Annotated in this window: 21 protein-coding genes; 6 read left to right on the top strand and 15 right to left on the bottom strand. The window is 65.0% G+C overall.

Going from position 1 to position 23,801, the window contains the following annotated elements; genetic code table 11:
* The first annotated feature begins 16 nt into the window (after positions 1-16).
* The 3 genes from ACVIGB_RS46045 to rocD all read left to right on the top strand — a co-directional run bounded on the left by ACVIGB_RS46045 (position 17) and on the right by rocD (position 3,265).
* The gene (locus ACVIGB_RS46045) at positions 17-1,240 is read left to right on the top strand and encodes a cytochrome P450 (RefSeq protein WP_456724275.1); all 1,224 of its coding nucleotides are present in this window, start codon (positions 17-19) and stop codon (positions 1,238-1,240) included.
* Between the two features lie 4 nt (positions 1,241-1,244).
* Positions 1,245-1,922, top strand: coding sequence for an ion channel (locus tag ACVIGB_RS46040; protein ID WP_456724276.1), 678 nt, complete (start codon positions 1,245-1,247; stop codon positions 1,920-1,922).
* A gap of 128 nt (positions 1,923-2,050) precedes the next feature.
* Positions 2,051-3,265, top strand: coding sequence for an ornithine--oxo-acid transaminase (gene rocD / locus ACVIGB_RS46035; protein WP_456724277.1), 1,215 nt, complete (start codon positions 2,051-2,053; stop codon positions 3,263-3,265).
* Positions 3,266-3,351: 86 nt separating this feature from the next.
* Here rocD and ACVIGB_RS46030 read toward each other — a convergent pair whose 3' ends face one another.
* The 10 genes from ACVIGB_RS46030 to ACVIGB_RS45985 form a co-directional block, all read right to left on the bottom strand.
* On the bottom strand, positions 3,352-4,497 hold the full coding sequence (locus tag ACVIGB_RS46030) for an alpha-hydroxy acid oxidase (RefSeq protein ID WP_456724278.1): 1,146 nt from the start codon (positions 4,495-4,497) through the stop codon (positions 3,352-3,354).
* A 109-nt stretch (positions 4,498-4,606) separates the two neighbouring features.
* Positions 4,607-5,470, bottom strand: a complete 864-nt coding sequence (locus tag ACVIGB_RS46025; protein WP_456724279.1) for a sugar phosphate isomerase/epimerase family protein — start codon at positions 5,468-5,470, stop codon at positions 4,607-4,609.
* Entirely contained in the window at positions 5,470-6,663 is a 1,194-nt protein-coding gene (locus ACVIGB_RS46020; RefSeq protein WP_456724280.1) for a dihydrodipicolinate synthase family protein, read from the bottom strand. The genes ACVIGB_RS46025 and ACVIGB_RS46020 overlap by 1 nt, the downstream gene beginning before the upstream one ends.
* A 15-nt stretch (positions 6,664-6,678) precedes the next feature.
* Positions 6,679-7,830 (bottom strand): Gfo/Idh/MocA family protein, encoded by a 1,152-nt coding sequence (locus ACVIGB_RS46015; RefSeq protein WP_456724281.1) that lies wholly within the window; start codon positions 7,828-7,830, stop codon positions 6,679-6,681.
* Positions 7,827-9,230 carry a hypothetical protein gene (locus tag ACVIGB_RS46010; RefSeq protein ID WP_456724282.1) on the bottom strand — a complete coding sequence of 468 codons (1,404 nt, stop codon included), beginning with the start codon at positions 9,228-9,230 and terminating at the stop codon, positions 7,827-7,829. The genes ACVIGB_RS46015 and ACVIGB_RS46010 overlap by 4 nt, the downstream gene beginning before the upstream one ends.
* Positions 9,231-9,244: 14 nt before the next feature.
* Positions 9,245-10,093: an ABC transporter ATP-binding protein gene (locus ACVIGB_RS46005; RefSeq protein WP_456724283.1), complete on the bottom strand. Its 849-nt coding sequence runs from the start codon at positions 10,091-10,093 to the stop codon at positions 9,245-9,247.
* Between the two features lie 151 nt (positions 10,094-10,244).
* Entirely contained in the window at positions 10,245-11,243 is a 999-nt protein-coding gene (locus tag ACVIGB_RS46000) for an ABC transporter substrate-binding protein (RefSeq protein ID WP_456724284.1), read from the bottom strand.
* Between the two features lie 60 nt (positions 11,244-11,303).
* Complete coding sequence (locus tag ACVIGB_RS45995; protein ID WP_092124973.1) at positions 11,304-12,113, bottom strand: ABC transporter permease; 810 nt, start codon at positions 12,111-12,113, stop codon at positions 11,304-11,306.
* A 261-nt stretch (positions 12,114-12,374) separates the two neighbouring features.
* Positions 12,375-13,031 carry a TetR/AcrR family transcriptional regulator gene (locus ACVIGB_RS45990; protein WP_456724285.1) on the bottom strand — a complete coding sequence of 219 codons (657 nt, stop codon included), beginning with the start codon at positions 13,029-13,031 and terminating at the stop codon, positions 12,375-12,377.
* Positions 13,032-13,388: 357 nt separating this feature from the next.
* Positions 13,389-14,249 (bottom strand): VOC family protein, encoded by an 861-nt coding sequence (locus tag ACVIGB_RS45985; RefSeq protein ID WP_456724286.1) that lies wholly within the window; start codon positions 14,247-14,249, stop codon positions 13,389-13,391.
* Between the two features lie 221 nt (positions 14,250-14,470).
* On the opposite strand from ACVIGB_RS45985, the gene ACVIGB_RS45980 reads away from it, so the two are divergent.
* Together ACVIGB_RS45980 and rbsK are read left to right on the top strand one after the other, a co-directional pair.
* On the top strand, positions 14,471-15,364 hold the full coding sequence (locus ACVIGB_RS45980; protein ID WP_456724287.1) for a sugar kinase: 894 nt from the start codon (positions 14,471-14,473) through the stop codon (positions 15,362-15,364).
* 21 nt (positions 15,365-15,385) lie between these two features.
* Entirely contained in the window at positions 15,386-16,321 is a 936-nt protein-coding gene (rbsK, locus tag ACVIGB_RS45975; RefSeq protein WP_456724288.1) for a ribokinase, read from the top strand.
* 98 nt (positions 16,322-16,419) lie between these two features.
* Here the strand turns inward: rbsK and ACVIGB_RS45970 are convergent, their stop codons facing one another.
* Positions 16,420-17,637, bottom strand: a complete 1,218-nt coding sequence (locus tag ACVIGB_RS45970) for an NAD(P)/FAD-dependent oxidoreductase (RefSeq protein WP_456724289.1) — start codon at positions 17,635-17,637, stop codon at positions 16,420-16,422.
* Positions 17,638-17,896: 259 nt separating this feature from the next.
* On the opposite strand from ACVIGB_RS45970, the gene ACVIGB_RS45965 reads away from it, so the two are divergent.
* Positions 17,897-18,688 (top strand): enoyl-CoA hydratase/isomerase family protein, encoded by a 792-nt coding sequence (locus ACVIGB_RS45965; protein WP_456725265.1) that lies wholly within the window; start codon positions 17,897-17,899, stop codon positions 18,686-18,688.
* A gap of 8 nt (positions 18,689-18,696) precedes the next feature.
* Here the strand turns inward: ACVIGB_RS45965 and ACVIGB_RS45960 are convergent, their stop codons facing one another.
* The 4 genes from ACVIGB_RS45960 to ACVIGB_RS45945 all read right to left on the bottom strand — a co-directional run bounded on the left by ACVIGB_RS45960 (position 18,697) and on the right by ACVIGB_RS45945 (position 23,641).
* Complete coding sequence (locus ACVIGB_RS45960; RefSeq protein ID WP_456724290.1) at positions 18,697-20,037, bottom strand: TRAP transporter large permease; 1,341 nt, start codon at positions 20,035-20,037, stop codon at positions 18,697-18,699.
* The gene (locus ACVIGB_RS45955) at positions 20,034-20,618 is read right to left on the bottom strand and encodes a TRAP transporter small permease (protein ID WP_456724291.1); all 585 of its coding nucleotides are present in this window, start codon (positions 20,616-20,618) and stop codon (positions 20,034-20,036) included. The genes ACVIGB_RS45960 and ACVIGB_RS45955 overlap by 4 nt, the downstream gene beginning before the upstream one ends.
* Before the next feature lie 153 nt (positions 20,619-20,771).
* Positions 20,772-21,773, bottom strand: a complete 1,002-nt coding sequence (locus tag ACVIGB_RS45950; RefSeq protein WP_456724292.1) for a TRAP transporter substrate-binding protein — start codon at positions 21,771-21,773, stop codon at positions 20,772-20,774.
* Positions 21,774-21,937: 164 nt separating this feature from the next.
* Entirely contained in the window at positions 21,938-23,641 is a 1,704-nt protein-coding gene (locus ACVIGB_RS45945; RefSeq protein WP_456724293.1) for an IlvD/Edd family dehydratase, read from the bottom strand.
* Positions 23,642-23,801: the final 160 nt, after the last annotated feature.

The raw sequence follows: 23,801 nt of genomic DNA, 5'->3' as shown, positions 1-23,801 counted from the left end.
GGGTTGGATATCCGCCATGAACGGGCACGCGCGAGAGCTGGCTGACGGCTTCGACCTGGAAAAGCTGACGCCGGACTTTTACACGAACCCCTACCCGACCTATCGCGCGCTGCGCGAGCACGCGCCGGTCAAGCGGCTGCCGAACGGCTGCTATTTTCTCACCCGCTACGACGACCTCATCGCCGCCTACAAGAACACCAAGACGTTCTCGTCCGACAAGAAGAAGGAGTTCTTGCCGAAATACGGCAACTCGCTGCTCTACGAGCACCACACGACCAGCCTCGTCTTCAACGACCCGCCGGCGCACACCCGCGTGCGGCGGCTGATCATGGGCGCATTGTCGCCGCGAGCGATCGCCGGCATGGAGCCGGACCTGATCGCACTGGTCAACAGTCTGCTCGACCGGATCGCCGCGAAAGACCGCTTCGAGCTGATCGGCGACTTCGCCTCCGCGATCCCGGTCGAGGTGATCGGCAATCTGCTCGACGTGCCGCACGACGAGCGCGAGCCGCTGCGCGACTGGTCGCTGGCGATCCTGGGCGCGCTGGAGCCCGTGATCGCAAAGGATGCATTCGACCGCGGCAACGATGCGGTGAAGGATTTCCTCGCCTATCTCGAAACCCTGCTCGAAAGGCGTCGCGCCAAACCGGGCAATCCCGAGCGCGACGTGCTGACGCGATTGATCCAGGGTGAGGACAATGGCGAGCGGCTGACCGCGAAGGAATTGCTGCACAACTGCATCTTCCTGCTCAACGCCGGCCACGAGACCACGACCAACCTGATCGGCAACGGGCTGGTGACGCTCACCCAATATCCCGAAGAAAAGCAGCGCCTGATCGCGCAGCCCGAGCTGATCAAGACCGCAGTCGAGGAGATGCTGCGCTACGAGAGCTCGAACCAGCTCGGCAACCGGATGATCGTGGAGGAGACCGAGCTCGGCGGCATCAAGATGCCGGCCGGCACGCTGGTCACTTTGTGCATCGGCGCCGCCAACCGCGACCCCGCGCAGTTCCCCAACCCGGAAGGCTTCGACGTCGCGCGCACGCCGAACCGCCACCTCGCCTTCGGGACCGGCGCGCATCAATGCGCCGGCATGGCGCTGGCGCGCCTCGAAGGCGCCATCGCGATCTCACGCTTCCTGGCGCGCTTCCCGAACTACGCACTCGACGGCGAGCCGGTGCGCGGCGGCCGGGTGCGCTTCCGCGGCTTCCTCAGCGTGCCATGTCGGCGCGGCGCGTGATCCGATGACGACAGGGCAACTGCGCGAGCGCTGGGGCGATTCGCTGCTGACGGTGCTGACCGTGCTGCTCGTGATCATGATGTTCGTGGTGGCGCCGTTGCAGGCGCTTGGCCTGTTTGAGTTCCAGATATTCGAGCTGTTGCTCGCCATCTTCCTGGTCGGCGGCGTCTTCGTGATGTCGGGCAGCACGATCGCCGTCGTCACCATGCTGGTCGCGCTCGCGATGATCGTGACCGGCGCCGTCTTGCGGCTGCGCTCCCCCTCGATCCTCGACCTCAATCTGTTCGCCGGCTCCTGGCTCTTGGTCGGCATCACGATGGCGGTGACGGTCGCGCGCGCGACCTTCGCGCCGGGACGCGTCACCTATCACCGGGTGATCGGCGCGGTCCTGCTCTATCTTACGGTGGCGGTGATCTTCTCGTCGCTCTACACCTTCATCGGCACGCTGGTGCCGAACGCGTTTGCCGGCATGAAGGTCGAGGACCGCCCGACGCTCGCAAGCCAGCTGATCTATTTCTCCTTCGCCACGCTCACGACGACAGGCTATGGCGACGTCGCGCCGCTGCATCCGATTGCGCGGAGCCTCTGCAATGTCGAGGCGATCTTCGGCCAGCTCTATCCGGCGACACTGCTTGCCCGGCTCGTCACGCTCGAGATCGCGCACCGCGACCAGGATTCGTAGCGCAGCGCCACCACAATGGACCGAATTTGGTCCACAGTAATCCTTTAAGCCGCGCGGGCCGATACCCAAATCAGTGATAATGTGCAGGGACGGCACCCTTGGTGCCGGCACAACTGGAGTGACGAGACATGCGTCCGCCAGTCACCGATTTCATCGCAAGGGAAGCGCAGTTCGGCGCCCAGAACTACGCGCCGCTCGGCGTCGTGTTGTCACGCGGCGAAGGCGTCTGGGTTTGGGATACCGATGGCAATCGCTACCTCGATTGCCTGTCCGCCTATTCGGCGGTCAATCAGGGCCACTGCCATCCAAAAATCCTCGCCGCCATGGTGGAGCAGGCCGGCCGGCTGACGCTGACCTCGCGGGCCTTCCACAACGATCAGCTCGCCCCGTTCTACGAGGAGCTCGCCGAGTTGACTGGATCGCACAAGGTGCTGCCGATGAACAGCGGCGCTGAAGCTGTGGAGAGCGCGATCAAGTCGGTGCGCAAATGGGGCTACGAGGTCAAGGGCGTGCCTGACGGTGCGGCCGAGATCATCGTGTGCGCCGACAATTTCCACGGGCGCACGCTTGCAATCGTCGGCTTCAGCACCGACCCGGACACAAGCGCGCATTTCGGGCCGTTCGCGCCCGGCTTCAAGATCATCCCGTTCGGCGATGCCAGGGCGCTGGAGGACGCGATCACGCCCAATACCGTCGCCTTCCTGGTCGAGCCGATCCAGGGCGAGGCCGGCGTCATCATTCCCCCTGCCGGCTATTTCGCCGAGGTCCGCGCGCTCTGTACCCGCAACAACATCATGCTGGTCCTCGACGAGATCCAGACCGGGCTCGGGCGGACCGGCAAGCTGCTCGCGGAACAGCACGAAGGCATCGAGGCCGACGTCACGCTGCTCGGCAAGGCGCTGTCCGGCGGTTTCTATCCGGTTTCGGCGGTGCTTTCCAACAACGAGGTCCTCGGCACGCTGAAGCCTGGCCAGCACGGCTCGACCTTCGGCGGCAATCCGCTCGCCTGCGCGGTGGCACGCGCGGCGCTGCGCGCGCTGGTCGACGAAGGTATGATCGAGAACGCGGCCATCGAAGGCGCGCGCTTCCTCGACGGCTTGCGCAGCATCCGCGCCAACACGGTTCACGAAGTCCGCGGACGCGGGCTGATGCTCGCGGTCGAACTTCACCCCGAGGCCGGCCCTGCGCGCCGCTATTGCGAAGTGCTGCGGGAGAAAGGCATCCTTGCCAAGGACACCCATGACCACACCATCCGGATTGCCCCGCCGCTCGTGATTACAGGCGATCAGGTCGATTGGGCGCTGGAGCAGATCGGCGCTGCGCTGACGCAGGACCTTTCGTGACGGCGGGATAGTTAAGGTGGGCGAGTAACAATGACGCGCGGAGGCAGCCCAAGCCTTCCCGCGAGCCCATGTGAGCGGCCGGGCGGCTATCTGAACCGCAAGTTTGCGCGGGAGAGCTGGCTGATCGAGGAACACCCCATCAGCCGCATGTCCCGCACCAGCTCCGCCTGCAGCAGACCAAGCGCCCGCTCGACCCCGGCCTGGCCGGCCGACGCCAGCGGATAGAGATAGAAGCGTCCGAGGCCGACGGCCTTGGCGCCCAGCGACAGCGCTTTCAGCACGTGGCTGCCCCGCTTGATGCCGCCGTCCATCATCACATCGATCCGGTCGCCCACGGCATCGACGATCTCGGCCAGCTGATCGAACGCCGCCCGCGAGCCGTCGAGCTGCCGGCCGCCGTGGTTGGACAGGATGATGCCGGTGCAGCCGATCTCAACCGCGCGCTTCGCATCATCAGCCGACATGACGCCCTTCAGGCAAAACTGGCCGTTCCACTGCCGGACCATTTGCGCGACGTCGTCCCATGTCATGGCCGGATCGAGCATTTCCGTGAAATAACGCCCGATCGACATCGCACCGCCGCTCATATCGACATGCTCGTCGAGCTGCGGCAGCTTGAAGCTCTCGTGGGTGACGTAGTTGATGGCCCAGGCCGGCTTGATGGCGAATTGCAGCATGCCGCCGAGCGTGAGCCTGAAAGGAATCGAAAACCCGGTGCGCAGGTCGCGCTCGCGGTTACCGCCGGTGATGCTGTCGACGGTCAACATCATCACGTTGACGCCGGCCTGCTTGGCGCGCTGCATCATCGCCGTGTTCAGGCCTCGGTCCCGGTGGAAATAGAACTGATAGACCTGCGGCGTAGCGTAGGCCTTGCGCAATTCCTCCAGGCTCACGGTACCAAGCGAGGACACCCCGAACATCGTTCCGTATTTCGCTGCGGCGGCGGCGACGGCCCGTTCGCCCTGATGATGAAACAGACGCTGCAGCGCGGTCGGCGAACAATAGAACGGCGTCGCCAGCTTCTGTCCCATCACGGTGACCGAGAGATCGACGTTCTCCACGCCGCGCAGGACATTGGGCACCAGATCGCAACGCTCGAAGCTCGCGGTGTTCTGCCGAAGCGTCGCCTCGTCGTCCGCCCCACCGTCGATGTAGTCGAAGATCGGCCCGGGAAGCCGCCGCCGCGCCAGTTCGCGGAAGTCATGGAAATTGTGGCAATCGCTCAAGCGCATGTCGTGCTCCGAAGGTCCGGACCGCGGAGTTCAACGGCCCCCAGTGCCGTCCACACCCCCAGCACCCGGAATAACGGGCACGCTTCGCCTTGTCCACCGAAGGGGTGGGTCAGACCACGGAGCGGTGCCGCTCGATGCAGGTCGTCAGGACCGCATCCATCGGCTTCGTCCACCAGTCATTCGAGAAGATCTCGATCTCCGAATAGCCGGCAAAGCCCTGCGCTTCGACCATTGCGCGCACCGATCTGATGTCGATGACGCCGTCGCCCATCATGCCGCGATCGTTGAGGATGTCCCTGGTCGGCACCAGCCAGTCGCAGACGTGGAACGCGAGCAGCCGGTCCTTGCCGGCGCGCGCGATCTGGCTATTAAGTTCGGGATCCCACCAGATGTGATAGACGTCGAGCGCGACGCCGATCGCACCGCTGCGGCCGGGATCGAGCGCATCGCAGATGTCGAGCGCGTGTTTCGTGGTGTTCACGCAGGCGCGGTCGGCGGCATAGGCCGGATGCAGTGGCTCGATCGCGAGCGGCAGCTTTGCTTGTTTTGCGTACTCCAGCATCTCGGCGATGCCGTCGTGCACCTGGGATCGAGCCGTCGCGATGTCCTTGGACGCAGCGCTGCCCGGCCGCGAATATTGCGGTAGGCCGCCGACCACGAGCACGATGCAGGGAGCGCCGAGCGCCACCGCCTCGTCGACCGCCCGTCGGTTGTCGTCGCGCGCCTCGCTGCGATGCGCGCTGTCAGCCGTGAACATGCCCCCGCGGCAATAGCCTGAGAGATCGAGCCCGGCGTCCTTCACCGCGCGCACCGCACGATCGAGGCCGACGCCAGCGACCTGGTCGCGCCAGGGATCGATGGCCCGGATGCCGTGGCGCGCGCAGGCCTCGATGATGGCGATGAGATCGCCCTGCTTGCGGACGGTCGCGGTGTTCAGCGACAGCCAGCGGTGGTCGTTGGAAAAATCGCGCATCAGGCGTCGATACCGCGCGTGGCCATGATCGCCGCCATTCGGCGCGTCGCGAGCTCCGGATTGGCGAGCAGCCCCGCTTTGTCGGCGAGCCGGAACAGCTCGGCAAGATGCAGGGTCGAGCGCGCGCTCTCCTGCCCGCCGACCATCGTGAAGTGATCCTGATGGCCGTTGAGATAGGCCATGAACACGATGCCAGTCTTGTAGAAGCGGGTCGGCGCCTTGAAGATGTGGCGCGACAGCGGCACCGTTGGTCCCAGCACGTCGTGGAAGCCGGCCTCGTCGCCCGCAGTCAGGCGCGACAGCGCATAGGACGCGGCGGGCGCGATGGCATCGAAGATTCCGAGCAGCGCGTGGGAAAATCCCTTGTCGTCGCCGGCGATCAGCTCCGCATAGTTGAAGTCGTCGCCGGTGTACATTTTCACGCGCGGATCGAGCCGCCGCCGCATGTCGATCTCGCGCTGCTTGTCGAGCAGCGAAACCTTGACGCCATCGACCCTGGCGGCATTGGCGTTGATGATCGCAACCGCAATGTCCATCGCCTTGTCGAGGTCTGCCGTGCCCCAGTAGCCCGACAGAGCCGGATCGAACATGTCGCCGAGCCAATGGATGATCACGGGCTCCCGGACCTGCGACAACACACGGTCATAGACCCTCGCATAATCGTCCGCATTCCTGCCGAGCTTTGCCAGCGCGCGCGAGGCCATCAGGATGATGCGTCCCCCCGCTTTCTCGACCGCCGCGATCTGCTCCTCATAGGCGCGGATCACGTCGTCGATCGACCTGGCGTCCTCCACCGCGAGATGGTCGGTGCCGGCGCCCGAGAACACCAGCGCGTTGCCTTTTGCCTTCGCCGCTCTCACCGAGCGCTGGATCAATTCGAGCGACGTCGCCCAATCCAGGCCCATGCCACGCTGGGCGGTATCCATCGCCTCGGCAACGCCGAGGCCGAGGTCCCAGACGTGCTCACGGAATGCGATGGTCTTGTCCCAGTCGATCGCAGCCGTCAGCCAGGGATCAACGTCGGCGCGCGGATCCGCCACCACATGGGCGGCCGAGAACGCGACGCGGTTCAGCGTGCCCGCAAGCTTTGCCGGAAAACTCCGCGACGCCGCCAGGCGATAGGTCTCGAGGCCGCCATCGGCGGTTGGCAGCTTCAGCGACAGCGACGATATCGGCAGGACCGGCTTGTTCATGACAAAAGCCCTTTCTCAGACCACGATCGGGGCGACGTCGATCCAGCGCCGCTCCTTCCAGCTCTGCAGCGCACATTCGGCGAGCTGCACGCCCTTGGCGCCCTCGAGCAGCGTGTATTTGTAGGGCGCGTCCGCGCAAACATGGCGGATGAACATCTCCCACTGCTCCTTGAAGCCGTTGTCGTAGACGACGTTCTCAGGGAGCTTCTGCCAGTCGGCGTAGAAATCGTGCAGCCGCTTCTCGTCCGGATTCCACACCGGCCGCGGCGTCGCCTGGCGCGCCTGGATCATGCAGTCGGTCAGGCCCGCCACCGCCGAGCCATGGGTGCCGTCGACCTGGAAGGTGACGAGGTCGTCGCGGTAGACGCGCGTCACCCAGCTCATGTTGATATGGGCGATCACGCCGCCTTTCAGCTTGAAGGTGGCATAGGCGGAATCGTCGGCGGTCGCCTGGTACTTCTTGCCTTTCTCGTCATAGCGCTCGGGGATATCTGTCGCCCCGATGCAGACCACGCTCTCGACTTCGCCAAAGAGATTGTCGAGCACGTAGCGCCAGTGGCAGACCATATCCAGAATGATACCGCCGCCATCCTCGGCGCGGTAGTTCCACGACGGCCGCTGTGCCTCCTGCCAGCCGCCCTCGAACACCCAGTAACCGAACTCGCCGCGCACCGAGAGCATGCGGCCGAAGAAGCCGGAGTCGCGCAGGAAGGCGAGCTTCTTCAGGCCCGGCAGGAACAGCTTGTCCTGCACCGTGCCGTGCTTGAGCCCCTTGGCATTGGCAAGCTTCACGACCGCAACGGCTTCCTCGAGATTGGTCGCGATCGGCTTCTCGCAATAGACATGCTTGCCGGCGTTGATCGCCTTGGTCAGCAACGAGGGCCGCGCCTGCGTCGTGGCTGCATCGAAGAAAACGGCGTCGCCTTTGTCGGCCAGCGCGCGATCGAGATCGGTGGTGTGGCGCTCGATGTTGTAGCGCTTGGCCAGGCTAGCGACCTTCTCCGCGTCGCGGCCGACCAGGATCGGATCGGGCATGATGCGGTCGCCGTTCGACAAGAGCACGCCACCCTGCTCGCGGATCGCAACGATCGAGCGGATCAGATGCTGGTTGAGTCCCATCCGGCCCGTAATGCCGTTCATGATCAGGCCGAGGCGTTTGGTCGTCATGCTGTCTGCTCCTGCGAAACGCGTTGTGTGGGCCGCTTGAGCGGCTGCATGGTGGACCAGTCCGGATGGATCGAACTGGCAAAGCCCGGTGCGGCGGCGATCGATCCCGTCAGCAGGTCGCCGTCATGGATCGCGAGGCGGACCTTGCCGCCGGCGCGCGTGTAGAGATCGGAATGCGCGGTGAGAAAGGCATCGGCCTCATCAGCCGGGGTGTCGGCAAAGCCGTCGACGTAATGATGTCCGTTGCGTTCGGCATGGGTGACGCCGATCAGCGCCCCGAGCGCGAGATCCTGCTGCACGCCGAGCCCGGCCTGACAGGTCAGGTCCTCGCCGCTGATGAAATACCGGCCATCCGCGCTCCATGCCGCCGCACGCGTGGCATTGATGATCGACTTGTAGATACCCTTGCACGATTTCGAGGAGATGCCGCGATAGCCGAGCGCCCGCGCCTGCGGGAATGCATCGTAGGAATCGTCGGCCTCGTCGATGATGAAGCTGCGCGCGGCCAGCGCCCCGAGCGGCGAAGTCTTGGTGATATCGCGCGGCATCGGCTGCTCGATATAGAGCAAGTTTGCCGCGATCGGCTCAAGCGCCGCGTCATGGTCGAGCCGATCGACCAGCGCGTTCAGTGCGGCAAGGTCGGCATACTGCTCGTTGGCGTCGAGCGTGACCTGGGTAGCGTAAGGCAGCCTGGTGAGCTCGCGGCCGATCCGCACCAGCCGCGCCGCGTCATGCGCGGGATCGCCGTTCAGCTTGAGCTTGAAATAGCGCGCACCGGCATTCTCGTTGCGATCGGCGATACCGCCCTCACCCTCAACCTTATCGTCCATCCCGACCGTATGCCGGACGGCGACACGATCGAGCCGCTTGCGGGTCGAGAGGAATTTCGCGATGGCCGCATCGTCGAGGTCCGGCGTCAGCCGCGCGTCGATATCAGCGATATTGCCGGTCATGCCGTCGAAGAAGTTGACACTCGCCACGCGCAGCAATCCATCCAGGATCGCCTTGTCGATCTCGGCCGGGCCGAAGCTCGCTGCGAGTGGCGGAATGTCCTGCGCAGCGCAGGCCGCGACCTGCGGACCGATACAGGCGGCGTGCAGGCCGAACGCGGTGTCAAAGCCCCTGTTCGCCAGATAGAGCTCGCGGGCAATCGCAAGCGAGCGGCGCAGGCCGTCGAGCGACTGCGCCTCGGTCAGATGCGGCCGCTTGTCGAACCATTTCGGCGCCAGCATTTCGGCGCTCGCGCCGGTCGCACGGCCCTTGCCTTCCACCTCGATCTCGACCCGCACGAACAGTTGCGTCGACGCGGTGATCGTTACCGCGCCGAAACGGAACGGCCGGGCGAACACCAGCGGTCGTTCAAAGAAGGCGATATCGTTGACTTTGAGGCGAAGCGGCATTGGAGACTCGGGTGTTAGTCCAGCGACCCCTGCGTGAAGAAATGCTTTCGGATCCGCTGCACCAGTTCGGCGAAGACGGGATCGGACATCGTCTCGAGCGAGCGCGGCCGTGGCATTGGCACGTCATAGATCGCGGCGATCGCGCCGGGCCGCTCGGTCATCACGAGCACGCGGTCGGCGAGGAACACGGCCTCCGGGATCGAGTGCGTGATCAGGAGCACGGTCTTGCCGGTCTCGCGTTGGATCCGCATCAGCTCGACATTCATCCGCTCGCGCGTCATGGCGTCGAGCGCGCCGAACGGCTCGTCCATCAGCATGATCTTGGGATCATGCACCAGCGCGCGACAGATCGAGGCGCGCTGCTGCATGCCGCCGGACAGCTGCCAGGGCAGCTTCTTCTCGAAACCCTCGAGCCCGACCAGCTTCAGCAGCGCCTTGGCGCGGGCAAGATACTTGTCCCGCGGCAGCTGCTTCATGTCGATCGGCAGCATCACGTTGGAAAGGATGTTGCGCCACGGCAGCAGCAGGGCATTCTGGAACACGATGCCGACATTGCCGTGCGGCCTGGTCACGGGCTCGCCGTCGACCAGCACCTCACCCGTCGTCGGCGGCAACAGGCCCGAGATCATCTTGAGCAGCGTGGACTTGCCGCAGCCGGAGGGCCCGACCACGACAAAGAACTCGCCGTCATTGATGGTGAAGTCGAGCGGCCGCAGCGACGGCACGTCGCCGTCGCGCGAGCGGTAGGTCTTCGACACGCCCGACAGCGTGATGCCCGGCGTGGCGCCGGCCGCGCGGTCCGACACCAGCCGCAGATGCGCGGCGGGCTGCTCGGCATGGATTGGCTTGGTCGCCGGGTTCATCGCGGGTCTCTCCACCCGTCGTCCCTGCGAAAGCAGGGACCCATACGCCGTGTCCTCTGGTTCGGGCACGCGGGTAGAGGCCTTCCGCACCAATCGGCGCCGGTGGTTATGGGTCCCTGCTTTCGCAGGGACGACAGTCCGTGGTGATGGTTCACGAATTACCCTTCGGCAGATAGTCGTTGGTGTAGAACGCCTTCGGATTGGCCTTGGCCTTAGCGTCGAGGCCGCCATACTCGACCATCAGATTGACCGACTCGGTCATGTTCTGATCGGTGACCTGGAACGGCCGCCTGGCCTTGGTCTCCGCCGTGCGATAGAGCGGGATCGTCAGCTCAAAACCCTGCGTCAGCGTGTCGATCTTGCCGCCTTTCGGGTTGGCGTCGAGGATCGACTGCGCGGCCGCCTTCGGCTCTTTCTCCGCAGCTTCCACCGCCTTGGTGGTCGCCGACATGAAGCGGCGGACCAGGTCGGCATTGGCCTTCACATAGTCGGAGTTCGCGATGATGCCGGACGACACCATGTTGATGCCATAGTCGGCGAACTTGATCGGGTAGACGTCCTTGCCGGTGGCGTCCTTGATCTTCATCGACTGGTCCATGACGTAGCCGAGCAGCAGATCGGCCTGGCCGTTGATCACGGCGTTGAGCTTGGTCTGGCCGTCGCCGGCAACGGTCTGGAAGTCGCTTTCCTTGAGGCCGGTCTTCTTCAGGAACAGCGGCCAGATCTGCGTCATCGAATCCGCCGGCGTGATCGCGACCGTCTTGCCCTTGATGTCCTCCGGCTCCCTGATGTTCTCGTCGACGAAGCCCATCGCCGACATCGGGCTGGTCTGCAGCAGCACGCCGGTGGCGATCACCGGCGCCCCCTTCACCGCCGCGCGCATCATCGTGGGCACGTCGACATAGCCGAAATCGGCGGTCTTGGCCGCCACCGCCTGCGTGGTCGCGGCCGAGCCGCGGCCTTCCTGGATCTCGAGGTCGATGCCTTCGGCGGCATAGATGCCCTTTGCCTTGCCGTAATAGAACGGCGCGTGCTCGCCATAGACGTACCAGTTCAGCATCAGCACGACCTTGTCCGCCGCGGACGCTGGAGCCACCGCAAGCGCGGTCCAGGCCAGTGCGGCGCCGGCGACCGCAATCAAACGCTTCATGGTTGTTCTCCCTTTTATTGTACCGCGGCCCTTGTCTGGGCCGCTTGTCCGGTTGCTGCGCTAGGACGCGAAGATGATGTCGTCGCGCTGGCTGACGTGCCAGGGGATCACCAGCCGCTCGATGCGGTCGACGATCCAGAACAGGATGACGCCGAGCAGCGCCAGGATCACCAGCGCCGCGAACATCGTCGGCAGGTCGAAGGTGCCGATCGAGCGCTGCATCACGTAGCCGATGCCGGAATTCGAGCCGACGAACTCGCCCACCACCGCGCCGACCACGGCGAGCGTCACCGACACCTTCAGGCCGGAGAAAATTGCAGGCATCGCGTGCGGCAGGTTGACCGCACAGAACACCTTGAAGCGGCTGCCCTGCATCGCGCGCGCGAGGTCGACCATATCGGGATCGACCGACTTGAAGCCCTGCACCGCCGAGACCACGACGGGGAAGAAGCCGAGCAGGAACGCGGAAATCACCTTGGGGATGATGCCGAAGCCGAACCACACCACGAACAGCGGCGCGATGGCGATCTTCGGCACCGATTGGGAGAACACCAGGAGCGGATAGACGTAGCTCTCGACCGTCTTCGAGCCCGCGATCAGCATCGCTGTGGGAATGCCGAACAGCGCCGAGAGCAGGAAACCGCAGATCGTCGCATAGGTGGTCGGCCAGGACTGCCGCAGCAGCTCCGGCCAGTCGCTCCACAGCACCGCGACGACGTCGCCGGGCGACGGGATCTGATAGGCCGGGATGTGGAACAGGCGGATCGCGAGGTCCCAGGCCACCACGATCACCACCAGGAACAGGAACGGACGCACCCACGCCGCATTCAGCACCTTCGACACGCCCGAAGGGCTCTTCGCCTCCGCCACGTCACGCTCCCTTGCAGTCTCTGTGTTCGTCCAGAAATTAACCCGTTGGATAAATACTGTCCAGCCCCTCGCGCCTAGCAAAATCGCGCCGAAAGTACGCGACTTTCGTCAGGCGAGATTTTTGGATTTGAGTCCGTAGCCCGGATGCAGCGCAGCGAAATCCGGGACCGCATTATCCGCGGATGCAGCTCCCCGGATTGCGCTTCGCTCCATCCGGGCTACGCGCCTTCGCTCATCCGGGCTACGGGGGCGGCCGCGCCCTCACACCACCCGGTGTTCCGCCGCGCGCAGCGGCGGCATCGCGCTGCCAAACGCGGCGGTGGACTTGCCGGTCAGCGCCGCCAGCACCAGCGCGGTCATGTGCTCGAGCCGCTGGTCGCGGGCGTCCTTCTTGAGCAGGTCGCGGCCGAAGATCACGCTCAGCGTGGCGCTGTTGGAGAGATAGAAGAACGCCAGCCCGGCGATCGAGATATAGAGCTGCACCGGATCGACCGCGTCGCGGAAATCGCCGCTTTCGACCCCACGCGTCACCACGGTGCGGATCATCTCGACAAAGGGCGAGTGCATCGACTTGACCTTGGTCGAGCGCTTCAGGTGCTTTGCCTTGGCGAGGTTTTCCGTGTTCAGCAACGCCAGGAATTCGGGGTTGCGCAGGAAATAGTTCCACGTGAAATCGATCAGGCGCCCGATCGCCTCGGGCGGGTCGAGGTGCTCGAGATCGAGCGAGCGCTCCTCGGCGCGGATCTTCTCGTAGGCGCCTTCCAGCACCTCGAGATAGAGATCCTCCTTGTTGCCGACGTGGTAGTACAGCATGCGCTTGTTGGCGTCGGCATTGGCCGCGATGCGGTCGACCCGCGCGCCAGCGAGGCCATGGGCGGCGAATTCCTGCTTGGCCGCCTCGAGAATCCGCAGCCGCATCCCCTGGGGGTCACGCTGCCATCTCTGTATCCGCTTTGCTTTGGCCAAATCGATCGCCCGTGATGCTGAATTGATGAATGTAGCATGACGCGCGGCGTTTGAGAACGAATGTTGTCGTGACGGCCATGCGGGAATATTTCTCGCAGCGGCGACAGCCCCTCTCCTTCGTCATTCCCCGGTGCGCAATTGCGCACCTGAGGGCGTGCGCAGCACGAACCCGGAATCCATTCATCCACGGAACATGTTGCTCGATGGATTCCGGGTTCTCGCTTCGCGAGCCCCGGAATGACGGAGGAGATCGGCGCTCGGATTGCCTGCGGTGCACGCTGTCGGGACGACGCGCGCATGAAACGCGGCCTAGTCTGGCTTTCCCTGTGAGGGCTGCACCAGAAGCGTCGGCACACCGCACGTGCCGTTGCGCACCGTCATCACGCGCGTGCCGGGCTTGCGGCCGGTGCGAATCTCCGAGACGTCGACGCCGGCGGCAACCAGCCGCGCGCGGGTGGCATCGACATCAGTGACGCGCCAGCAGATGCCGCGCAGCCGGTCCGGCGCGTCCGGCTCCGCCTTGTTGTTTTCCTTGCCCGGCCGGTGCGTGACCTCGACCACAAGGTCGCCGCAGCGGAAAAACATCAGCCGGCCCCATTCGGGATGCGACCGGTCGAGCGCCATGTCGAGCCTGAGCCGCGCGCCGTAGAGCGCCGCAGCACGTTCCGGGTCGGCGGTCGAGACCACCACATGATCCATCGCGGTGATCGAGGCCGGCGTGGTGCGCACCGACAGCGGCCGCTCCTGCTCTCGCTCCAGGAAGAACATGCGCACACCCCGTGTCGCATCGGTCGCCGCGCGCGTCCGCTTCCACGACAGCGTGGCGCCGCTGGTCTCGTCGCGGCTCTCGACCTCGGCGACGGGCTCGGGCTTCAGGGTCAGCCGCTCGAGCCTGCGGTGTGTCCTGGCAATATCGCTGGTGCGGAAGCAGAGGCTCGCAAGCCCCTCGCCTTGCGTGACGAGCGCGCTGCGGACGCGCTGGGCGGCATCGTCATCGCCGCGCGGCGCCATCAATTCCAGCGTCGTGTTGTCGAGCGTGAACAGCACGCGGTCGGCGCCGTCGCCGCTGTTGCGCCAGGCCGGCGCCCGCGCAAACAGCGTCTCGTAGGCGGCGCTGGCGGCAGTAATGTCGCCGGTGAGGACGACGACATGATCGAGACCGGTAATCATGGCTCTGGCCTCCTCGAATCTGCCGTCATTGTGCTTCTCCTTACGAATCCCGGAACGCGGCCCGCCGGCGGCCGTTATGCCGCATACCAGAACAGCCCGGCACATCCATCATCTCTACCTGTAAACCAAGCAGGGTTGCGAATAATTTCAGCGATATCGGCCGATCAGCGGTGCTAGTCTAATCGACGGCCGGGACCACACCAAGCGATCACGGGAAGCGAATGCAGGCTCTCTTCATTGGACAGACCTATATCGACGTCACCTTCATCACGGATCACATGCCTGTCGGCGACGAGAAGCACGTTGCGGACGCCTATGCAGTGTCGTTCGGCGGCAACGCGGTGACCGCGGCGTTCTGCTGCGCCAAGCTCGGCGTCGAGCCGGACCTGATCGCCACCATGGCCAATGACTGGCTGGGACGGATGTTCTGGGACATGGCCGACAGGTACGGCATCTCGTTCCATCCCCGCAAGGTGAACTCCTCCTCGCTATCCTTCATCATGCCCAACGACGGCAAGCGCGCCATCGTCCGCTGCCGCGACGACCAGCACATCCATCCCTTTCCGCTGCTGAACATCAAGGGCTGCCGCGCGCTGCACATCGACGGCCACCAGCCGGACGCCGCGATCCACTATGCGAAGCTCTGCCGTGAGGACGGCATCCTGACCTCGCTCGACGGCGGCGGCCTGCGCACCAACACCCACGAGCTGCTCGCATTCATCGACGTCGCGATCGTCGCCGAACGGCTGTGTGAGCAGATGGACAAGACGCCGGAGCAGATGCTCGACTATCTCAAGAGCCGCGGCTGCCGGGTCGGCGGCATCACCATGGGTGAGCGCGGCCTGCTCTGGTACGACGAGGCGGGCACGGTGCAAACGCTGCCGGCATTGCCGATTCCGCGCAAGCGCGTGATCGACACCAACGGCGCCGGCGACGTCTTCCACGGCGCCTACATTTATTCCTATCTCGCCAATCCCGGCAAAGCCTGGCATGAGCATTTCGAGTTCGCGCGCGCAGCGTCGACCTACAAGATCCAGAAGCTCGGCAACGAGGCCGGCCTGCCGACGCTCGCCGACATCGCTGCGGTCAAGCAGGAGTTCGGCGCCGCGGTCTGACAGGGCGGAGTGGGGTAAGGCATGGGGCGCGTCTTCGTCGCCGGCAGCATCAATATGGACGTGGTGGCGACCGCCGAGCGCCATCCGCGGATCGGCGAGACCGTCGCCGGCGAGGCCGTGCTGTATTTTCCCGGCGGCAAGGGCGCCAACCAGGCGGTAGCGTCGGCCAAGCAGGGCGTGCCGACCACGCTGGTCGGCCGCCTCGGCACCGATGCGTTCGGCAAGGAGCTGAGAGCCTTCCTTGCCGCGCAAGGCGTCGATCTCAGCTTCGTCAAGGACACTGGCAGCGCGCATTCGGGCACGGCGATCATCACGCTTGCCAATGCCGACAACACGATCGTCGTCGTGCCGGGCGCCAACGGACTGGTCGATGCCGATGATGTCGCAGCCCCCGCGCTCGCGAAGGGTGACGTCGCGGTCAGCCAGTTCGAGATCCCGCTGCCGACGATCGCCGCATTCTTCAGCCGCGCCCGGGCCGCGGGCGCCACTACGATCCTCAATCCGGCACCGGCGAAGCCGGCTGACAAGGCGCTGCTCGATCTGGTCGATGTCCTGATCCTCAACGAGACCGAACTTGGCCTGCTCACCGGAGCGGAGCTGCGCGACAGCGACGACCCCTCCCGCTTCGCCGAGGCGGCACGAACCTTGGGGCGTGGCAAAACCGTCTGCGTCACGCTCGGCAAGCGCGGCGTGCTGGCACTGGTCGAGGACCAACCGCTGCTCGTGCCCGGACACGAGGTCAAGGCCGTCGACACCACAGGCGCCGGCGATTGCTTCGTCGGCGCCCTCGCCTCGCAGCTCGCTATCGGCAAGCCGCTCGGCGACGCGCTGGCCTACGCCAACATCGCCGCCTCGATCTGCGTGCAACGGATGGGGGCGGCGCCGTCGATGCCGACGGCGCAGGAGGTTGAGGGCGCTCTTTCCACGAGTCGTCCCGGCGAAGGCCGGGACCCATAACCACAAATCTCAAATGTTATGCGGCGCCGGAACGACTAGTCCCGTTCACTACACCCGCCGCGCAGTATGGGTCCCGGCCTTCGCCGGGACGACGGGGGTTAGGAAAGCGCGCTCTTGAGGTCGAAGCTCGCATCAGCCGCCTGCTCCGGTGTGATCGAGCCGCCCGCGCCGAGCAGCCGGCGGCCGAACATGTGATCGCCGGCGCGATTGACCGACTCGATGCCGAGCAGCCTGTCGCCACGATAGCAGAACGCCGAGAATGCCCCCTGCGCGCGGTCGCCGCGCACCACGACGCGGTCGTAGCCGGTGGTGAGACCCGCCATCTGCAGCTTGTCCGGACCCTGGTCGCTCCAGAACCACGGCAGGCCGTCATAGACCTCGGTCTTGCCGGTCAGCCGCGACGCCACGCAGCGCGCATGGTCGGTCGCGTTCTGCACCGACTCCAGCCGCAGCGATCCGCCGAAGCGCTTGCTGGTATAGAGCGCGCAATCGCCGATCGCGGAGACATTCGGATCGGCGGTCGAAAGATGCTCGTCGACGATGATGCCTGATGCGACCGGCAGGCCGGCCTCCGCGGCGAGCTCGACATTCGGCAGCACGCCGACGCCGACCACGACGAGATCGGCCGGGATATGCGTGCCGTTGCTCAGGCTGACGCCGGTGACCTTGGCACCATCAGCCTCGATCGCCGTGACCTGCACCCCGAGGTGGATCCGGATGCCGGCCGAGCCGTGCCGCGCCTGCGAGAACTCGGAGATCTCCGCAGTCACCGCGCGCGCCATCACGCGCGAGGCGAGCTCGACCACGTCGACCTCGAGGCCCTTGGCCCGCGCGGTCGCGGCGAATTCGAGCCCGATGAAGCCCGCGCCGATCACGACGACGCGCATACCGGGTGCGAGCAAATCGCGCAGCGCCTGGCTCTCGTCCAGGATGCGCAGGTAGCGGACGGCGTCGAGCTTTGCGTTGGGAATATCGAGCAGCCGGTTCCGCGCGCCGGTCGCGAACACCAGATGGCCGTAGTCGAGCGACGTGCCGGAGGCGAGCGCCACTTTCCGCGCGTTGCGGTCGACCGCATGGGCGCGATCGGTGATTAGCTCGATCTTGTTGTCCTGGTAGAACTTGTCGGGCCGGAACATCAGGGTCTCGGGCCCGCCGGTCCCCTTCAGATAGGCCTTCGACAAAGGCGGCCGCTGGTACGGCAAATGGCCCTCGTCATTGATCAGGGCGATGCGCTCGGCGAAGCCGGCCTGGCGCAGCGACGCGGCGAGCTGGAAGCCGGCATGTCCGGCGCCGACGATGATGACCGAGCCTGTCATCGGAACAACCCAAATACGCGCGAGCAGGAGTGACCCATGCCGTTTCCTCTTGTCGATGTTAGCTTGCGTGCCCCGTCACCACAGCGCTCGTGTCTGCGTACCGAAGGCGCGCGCCATTTGGCCTCATGGCTCGCGCTGATGCAAGGGGGTCTCCGGCAAATCTGGGCACCCGAAAGCCGCCTCCGGACGCCTGGCCGGATTGCCACAGCTGCCGCCAAGGCCTTAAATGTCCGGAAATAACAAGCCCAAGGTCCTCAAAATGCCCGATCCCGCCTCCGCCAACGACCCCGCCTTGCTCCGCATCGACGGCGCCATCGCGACCATCACGCTGAACCGGCCCGCCGCGTTCAACGCTATCGACATGACGATCGCCAAAAGGCTCGAGCAGCTCGGCGCAGAGGTCGAAGCCAACAAGAACGTCCGCGTGCTGGTCATCGAGGGCGAAGGCCGCGCCTTTTGCGCCGGCGGCGATCTGCAGACCATCGGTGCTGCGACCGAAGCCAACAACATCGCGCCCGTGGTCGGCGAGATGCTTCACCACTACCATGCCTTCATCGAGACGGTTCGGCGGATGCCGAAGATCGTGCTGTCCAGCGTGCACGGGTCGGCGGCCGGCGCCGGGATGGGCCTCGCCTTCGTGACCGACCTGTGCATCGCCGCGGAGGATGCCCGCTTCACGCCCGCCTATGCCAAGATCGGCGTATCGCCCGACGGCGGCAGCACGGTCGGCATCGTCGGCACCGTTGGGACCCGTCGCGCGTTGCAGATTTTCCTTGCCGAGGATGGCTTCACCGCGCAGCAGGCCTATGAATGGGGGCTGGTCGTCAAGACCGTCCCCGCGGCCGAGCTGAAGGCGGCCACCCGGCAGCTCGCCGAGCGCCTGGCGAAAAATCCGCCCGCCGCAATCGCCGGGACCAAGTCGCTGGTCTATCAGGCTGCCACCACGCCGACCAAGCAGCAACTCGACGCCGAGGAACACAAGATCATTACGTCGATGCATACCGAGGATTTCCGCGTCGCGGTGAAGAAGTTCACCAGCAAGTCGAAGTAGAGGTTTGGCTAATTCGGGCAGATGTATCCGGTGCCGCCGGGTGCCTTGAAGCAGCCGACCGATTCCGGGATCACCTGCTTGGGCAGCCACAGCACGACCTTCGGGAAATAGATCGTGAAGCAGATCGTGACCAGGAACACGACGTAGATCGGCAGCGCCGCCCGCAGCGCTTTTGCAAAGCTGATGCCGACGAATTTCGAGGCCATCAGCAGCACCAGCCCGTAGGGAGGCGTGATCAGGCCGAAGGCCAGTGTCGCGATCAGCACCACGCCCATATGCACGCCATTGATGTCCCCCGCTTGGGTCAGCGCGTTCACCAGCGGCATGAAGATGATGATCGTCGGCACCGGCTCGATGAAGTCGCCGACCACGGTGAACAGCAGCACCATCAGCAGCATGATGAGATGCGGATCGTTGCCGGCGATCGAGGTGATCCAGTCGGCGATGTAGATGGCGCCGCGCAGATAAGCCAGCATCCAGCCGAATGCGTTCGCGGCGCCGATCGTGATCAGCGGCAGCGAGAAGATCAGGCCGGCCAGGCAGAAGTCATACGGGATCTTTTTCAGGTGCCCGCGGTTCAGCGCCGGGATCACGACGAGGATGATGTAGGCGACCGCGACCACGCCGGCCTCGGTCGGCGTGAACCAGCCGGTCAGGATGCCGCCGAGCAGGATCACCGGGATCATCAGCGGCAGCGCGGCGTCGCCGGCGGCGAACGCGATCTGTCGCAGCGGCGCGCGCGGCTTGCGCAGGCCTGACGGGCCGAAGAAATAGCAATAGACCATCAGCCCGAAGCCGATCATCAGGCCGGGGACCACGCCGGCCATGAACAGGCCGGCGATCGAGACGTTGCCGACCGCGCCATAGACCACGGCCGTGATGCTCGGCGGCACCAGCGCCGCGATCGTCGAGGCCGAGGCGATGATCGCGGCGATGAAGGCCGGCTCATAGCCCTCCCGCCGCATCGGCCCGCCGAGAGCCCGGCTCATGACCGCGACATCGGCGGTGGTCGAGCCCGACATTTCCGAGAAGAACATGCTGAACACGACAACGACCTGCGACAGCCCGCCCCTGATGTGACCGACCAGCGAGACCGACAGGTTGGCAATGCGGACCACGACATTCGCCGAGCTCATGAGCTCGCCGACCAGCAGGAAGAACGGGATCGCCAGCAGCGCCTCGGAATCGACGCCGTCGAAGATCTTCTGGATGATCGCGGCCAGCGACACATCCGACAGCATTGCGCCGATGAACACGCCCGCCATCAGCGAGAACGGCACCGGCACGCCGAGATAACCGAAGAACAGGAAGCAGGACGACATCAACACCAGCACGACCGGTGCGCTCACGGCTGCACTCCCGTGGTCGCACTGGTGTTGATCGCGGGAATCGCAAGATCCTCGTCCGGCGGCTCCGGATGCTCAAAGCCGTCGCGGATGCCGTTGACGAGCTGCTCGATCGTGAACAGGCCGATCAGGATGCCGGACAGCGGGATCACCGCATAGAGCGATGCGATCGGCGTTCCGGACGGCAGCCGGAAACTGCCGAAGCCGCGAAGGTAATTTTGATAACCGTACCAGACCAGGCAAAAAGCAACGCCCAGCACCACAAGCCTGATGACGATCTCGACGACCAGCCGCGACCTGCCGTGCATCGCCTCCGAGAGCGCGGTGAGATAGAGGTGATCGTTGCGCCTGGTCGCGACCGCGGCGCCAATGAAGATCGCGTAGATGAACAGCGTCGAGGTCACCTCCTGCAGCCACAGCCAGGGATGACCGACGGTGCGGGTGACGATGTCGGCGGTCACTGATAGCGAGAAGCCGAAGCACAACAGGCCGCACAACATCATCAGGATCAGCTCGAGCCGATCCAGCGCCCGCCATTTCAGATGCCGCTGCCGTTGCAGCACCAGTCTGTCGGCGATGGCCATCGAATGCTCCGTCCTCGTAGATCGTCCCGGCAAAGGCCGGGACCCATAACCACCGGCGCCTGTTGCTTTGAGAAAGAACGGCGGCCTGGTGCTTCAATGGACGGGCCGCGGCGTATGGGTCCCGGCCTTCGCCGGGACGACGCATGAAGTGGGCTAGTTGATAGCGCGGATCAAGTTCTTGATCTTCTCCGCATGCGGGCCGAGCTCCTTGGCGAGTTTGTCGAGATAGGGATCGGCGATCGCGGTGAAGCTCTTCTTGTCCACGTCATCGACCACCTTGACGCCGAACGACTTCAGCTTGGTCAGCGCATTCCGTTCCAGCTCGAAGGCCTTCTGCGGCTCCTTGGCGCTGACCTCGTTGGCGGCGGCCTGCACCCATTGCTTCTGCTCGGCGGAGAGGCTCTGCCAGAGCTTGTCGGAGACGAACAGCAGGGCATTGTTGGCCTCGTGCTCGGTGATCGACAGCACGGGCGCGACCTCATAGTGCTTGTTGACGAGATAGACATTGATGCTGTTCTCGGCGGCGTCGACCACGCCGGTCTGCAGCGAGGTGTAGACGCTGCCGAACGGCATGTGCACCGTCTGCGCGCCATAGGCCGGGAACATGGTGTCCTCGGTCGCGGTCGCCTGCACCCGGACCTTCACGCCCCTGAGGTCGCCGACGTTGTGGATTTCCCTCTTGCTGTAGATGTGGCGCACGCCCTGCGAACCGGTGCCGATCACATGCAGGCCCTGCGCGGTCTCGTCGATCATCGTCCTGATGGCCTCGAACACCTGCGGGTCCGCCAGCGCCTTGATCACATGGGCGTCGTTGCGGAACAGGAAGTGCAGCGACATCACGCCGGCCTGCGGCGAGATCGTCGCCGTGTTGGCGGAGGAGACGATCGCGAACTCGATATCGCCTGATTTCACAAGCTGCAGCAGCTGCGGCTCCTGGCCGAGCTGCGCGCCGGGATATTGGTCGACGATCATCGTCCCCTTGCTCAATTCCTTGAGCTTCTCGGCGAACAGATCGCCGGCGACCGAATAGCCGGTGTTGCGCGGCTGGTCGTAGGCGAAGCGGAAGTGCTTGACCTCCTGCGCGCCGGCGCGCGCCGGCAGCAGCAGCGCTGCCGCAGCCATGGCGATCCCGACGATCCTGGCTGAATAGCCCATCGCGACGTTCCCCCTGTTTTTGATTGACGCGATCATCCCACCAGTCCCGCGGGATTGTCAATAAAACAGAGGTAATTGGACGACCGCGGCCGTTATCGCGCATCGCGGCGCTTGAATTATCGATAATTCGACGACTTCGCCGAATGACGTGCGCTACTTGCCAGTTACTTCCCCTTGGCGCGCATGAAGTCGAAATCGCAGCCCTCGTCGGCCTGCAGGATGGTCTCATTGAACAGATGTGCGTAGCCGCGCTTGGCCCAATCCGGCGTCTTCGCCGGTGCCAGCGCTTCACGGCGCCTCTGCAACTCGGCCTCGTCGACCAGGAGATCGATGCTGCGCTTGTCAACATCGAGCCGGATCATGTCGCCGTTCCGCACCAGCCCGAGCGGACCGCCGACGGCGGACTCCGGCGTGATGTGCAGCACGATGGTGCCGAACGCTGTACCACTCATCCGCGCATCGGAGATGCGGACCATGTCCTTCACTCCGGCACGCGCGAGCTTCTTCGGAATCGGCAGGTAGCCCGCCTCCGGCATGCCCGGCGCGCCCTTCGGGCCAGCGTTGCGCAGCACCAGCACGTCGTCGGCAGTCACGTCGAGCGCGGGGTCGTCGACCCGCAGCGTCATGTCCTCGACCGACTCGAACACCACGGCACGGCCGGCGTGCTGGAGCAGCTTTGGGCTCGCCGCCGATTGCTTGATGACGGCACCGCGCGGCGCGAGATTGCCGTGCAGGATCGCCATCGCGCCTTCGGCCTTGATCGGGTTCGCCTTGGAGCGGATTGCATCCTGCCCCGGCACATCCTCCGCGTTGGCCACGACCTCGCGCAGGGTCTGGCCGGTGATCGTCCGAGCATCGAGGTCGATGAGGTCGCCGAGCTGCGCCATCAGCTTCGGCACGCCGCCGGCATGATGGAAATGCTCCATGTAGTGTTCGCCCGACGGCTTGAGGTCGACCAGCACGGGCACCTCGCGGCCCAGCTTGTCGAACGCCTCGAGATCGATCTTGTGAGGCGAGCGGTTGGCAATCGCCGTGAGGTGAATGAGCCCGTTGGTCGAGCCGCCGATCGCTTGCATCACGACCTGTGCGTTGCGGAACGACGACGGCGTCAGGATCTCGCTCGGCTTCGGCCCCTTGGTCTTCGCCATTTCGGCGGCAACGCGGCCGCTGGCCTCCGCGGAGCGGAAGCGTTCGGCATGCGGCGCCGGGATCGTCGCGCTCATCGGCAGCGACAGGCCGAGCGCCTCGGTGATGCAGGCCATGGTGGAGGCCGTGCCCATCACCATGCAGGTGCCGACCGACGGCGCGAGACGGCCGTTCACGGCCTCGATCTCGGTATCGTCGATCTCGCCGGCGCGATACTTGCCCCACAGCCGACGGCAATCGGTGCAGGCGCCCAGCACCTCGCCCTTGTGATGGCCGACCACCATCGGGCCGACCGGAATCACCACCGTCGGCAGATCGGCGCTGATGGCGGCCATGAGCTGCGCCGGCAGGGTCTTGTCGCAGCCGCCGATCACGATCACCGCATCCATCGGCTGGGCGCGGATCATCTCCTCGGTATCCATCGCCATCAGATTGCGCAGGTACATCGAGGTCGGATGCGCAAAACTCTCGGCGATCGAGATGGTCGGGAACACGAACGGCATCGCGCCCGACAGCATCACGCCGCGCTTCACCGCTTCGATGATTTGCGGCACGTTGCCGTGGCAGGGATTGTAGTCGCTGTAGGTGTTGGTGATGCCGACGATCGGGCGATTGAGCGCATCGTCCGAATAGCCCATCGCCGTGATGAAAGCCTTGCGCAGGAACAGCGAGAAGCCGGCGTCACCATAGCTGGTCAGTCCCTTGCGAAGTCCGTCGGCCATTTTCTTCTCTTCCCGTGGTTGGTCGGCCGCACTTAAGGAGCGGCAGGAATTATTGTCAATATGAGATAATCTGGCGGAGCAGCGCAGCTGGTCTGCGGCAAAATCGCCCCCATTATTGACAATAGCCATGGCGTCATGCTGACCTCCGGCACCGACCCGA

Source organism: Bradyrhizobium sp. USDA 4341, assembly GCF_054063755.1.
The sequence above is the reverse complement of the archived record's forward strand: the minus strand, read 5'-3'. Positions and strand labels throughout refer to the sequence as shown.

Excerpts from the sequence above, each read along its gene's own strand:
- ACVIGB_RS46040 (WP_456724276.1), top strand. The coding sequence starts at position 1,245 with ATGACGACAGGGCAACTGCGCGAGCGCTGGGGCGATTCGCTGCTGACG.
- rbsK (WP_456724288.1), top strand. The coding sequence starts at position 15,386 with ATGGGGCGCGTCTTCGTCGCCGGCAGCATCAATATGGACGTGGTGGCG.
- ACVIGB_RS46045 (WP_456724275.1), top strand. The coding sequence starts at position 17 with ATGAACGGGCACGCGCGAGAGCTGGCTGACGGCTTCGACCTGGAAAAG.
- ACVIGB_RS45950 (WP_456724292.1), bottom strand. The coding sequence starts at position 21,773 with ATGGGCTATTCAGCCAGGATCGTCGGGATCGCCATGGCTGCGGCAGCG.
- ACVIGB_RS45965 (WP_456725265.1), top strand. The coding sequence starts at position 17,897 with ATGCCCGATCCCGCCTCCGCCAACGACCCCGCCTTGCTCCGCATCGAC.
- ACVIGB_RS46030 (WP_456724278.1), bottom strand. The coding sequence starts at position 4,497 with ATGCGCTTGAGCGATTGCCACAATTTCCATGACTTCCGCGAACTGGCG.
- ACVIGB_RS46025 (WP_456724279.1), bottom strand. The coding sequence starts at position 5,470 with ATGCGCGATTTTTCCAACGACCACCGCTGGCTGTCGCTGAACACCGCG.
- ACVIGB_RS45985 (WP_456724286.1), bottom strand. The coding sequence starts at position 14,249 with ATGATTACCGGTCTCGATCATGTCGTCGTCCTCACCGGCGACATTACT.
- ACVIGB_RS45970 (WP_456724289.1), bottom strand. The coding sequence starts at position 17,637 with ATGACAGGCTCGGTCATCATCGTCGGCGCCGGACATGCCGGCTTCCAG.
- ACVIGB_RS46005 (WP_456724283.1), bottom strand. The coding sequence starts at position 10,093 with ATGAACCCGGCGACCAAGCCAATCCATGCCGAGCAGCCCGCCGCGCAT.
- ACVIGB_RS45945 (WP_456724293.1), bottom strand. The coding sequence starts at position 23,641 with ATGGCCGACGGACTTCGCAAGGGACTGACCAGCTATGGTGACGCCGGC.
- ACVIGB_RS46010 (WP_456724282.1), bottom strand. The coding sequence starts at position 9,230 with ATGCCGCTTCGCCTCAAAGTCAACGATATCGCCTTCTTTGAACGACCG.
- ACVIGB_RS45980 (WP_456724287.1), top strand. The coding sequence starts at position 14,471 with ATGCAGGCTCTCTTCATTGGACAGACCTATATCGACGTCACCTTCATC.
- ACVIGB_RS45955 (WP_456724291.1), bottom strand. The coding sequence starts at position 20,618 with ATGGCCATCGCCGACAGACTGGTGCTGCAACGGCAGCGGCATCTGAAA.
- ACVIGB_RS46020 (WP_456724280.1), bottom strand. The coding sequence starts at position 6,663 with ATGAACAAGCCGGTCCTGCCGATATCGTCGCTGTCGCTGAAGCTGCCA.
- rocD (WP_456724277.1), top strand. The coding sequence starts at position 2,051 with ATGCGTCCGCCAGTCACCGATTTCATCGCAAGGGAAGCGCAGTTCGGC.
- ACVIGB_RS45990 (WP_456724285.1), bottom strand. The coding sequence starts at position 13,031 with ATGCGGCTGCGGATTCTCGAGGCGGCCAAGCAGGAATTCGCCGCCCAT.
- ACVIGB_RS46015 (WP_456724281.1), bottom strand. The coding sequence starts at position 7,830 with ATGACGACCAAACGCCTCGGCCTGATCATGAACGGCATTACGGGCCGG.
- ACVIGB_RS46000 (WP_456724284.1), bottom strand. The coding sequence starts at position 11,243 with ATGAAGCGTTTGATTGCGGTCGCCGGCGCCGCACTGGCCTGGACCGCG.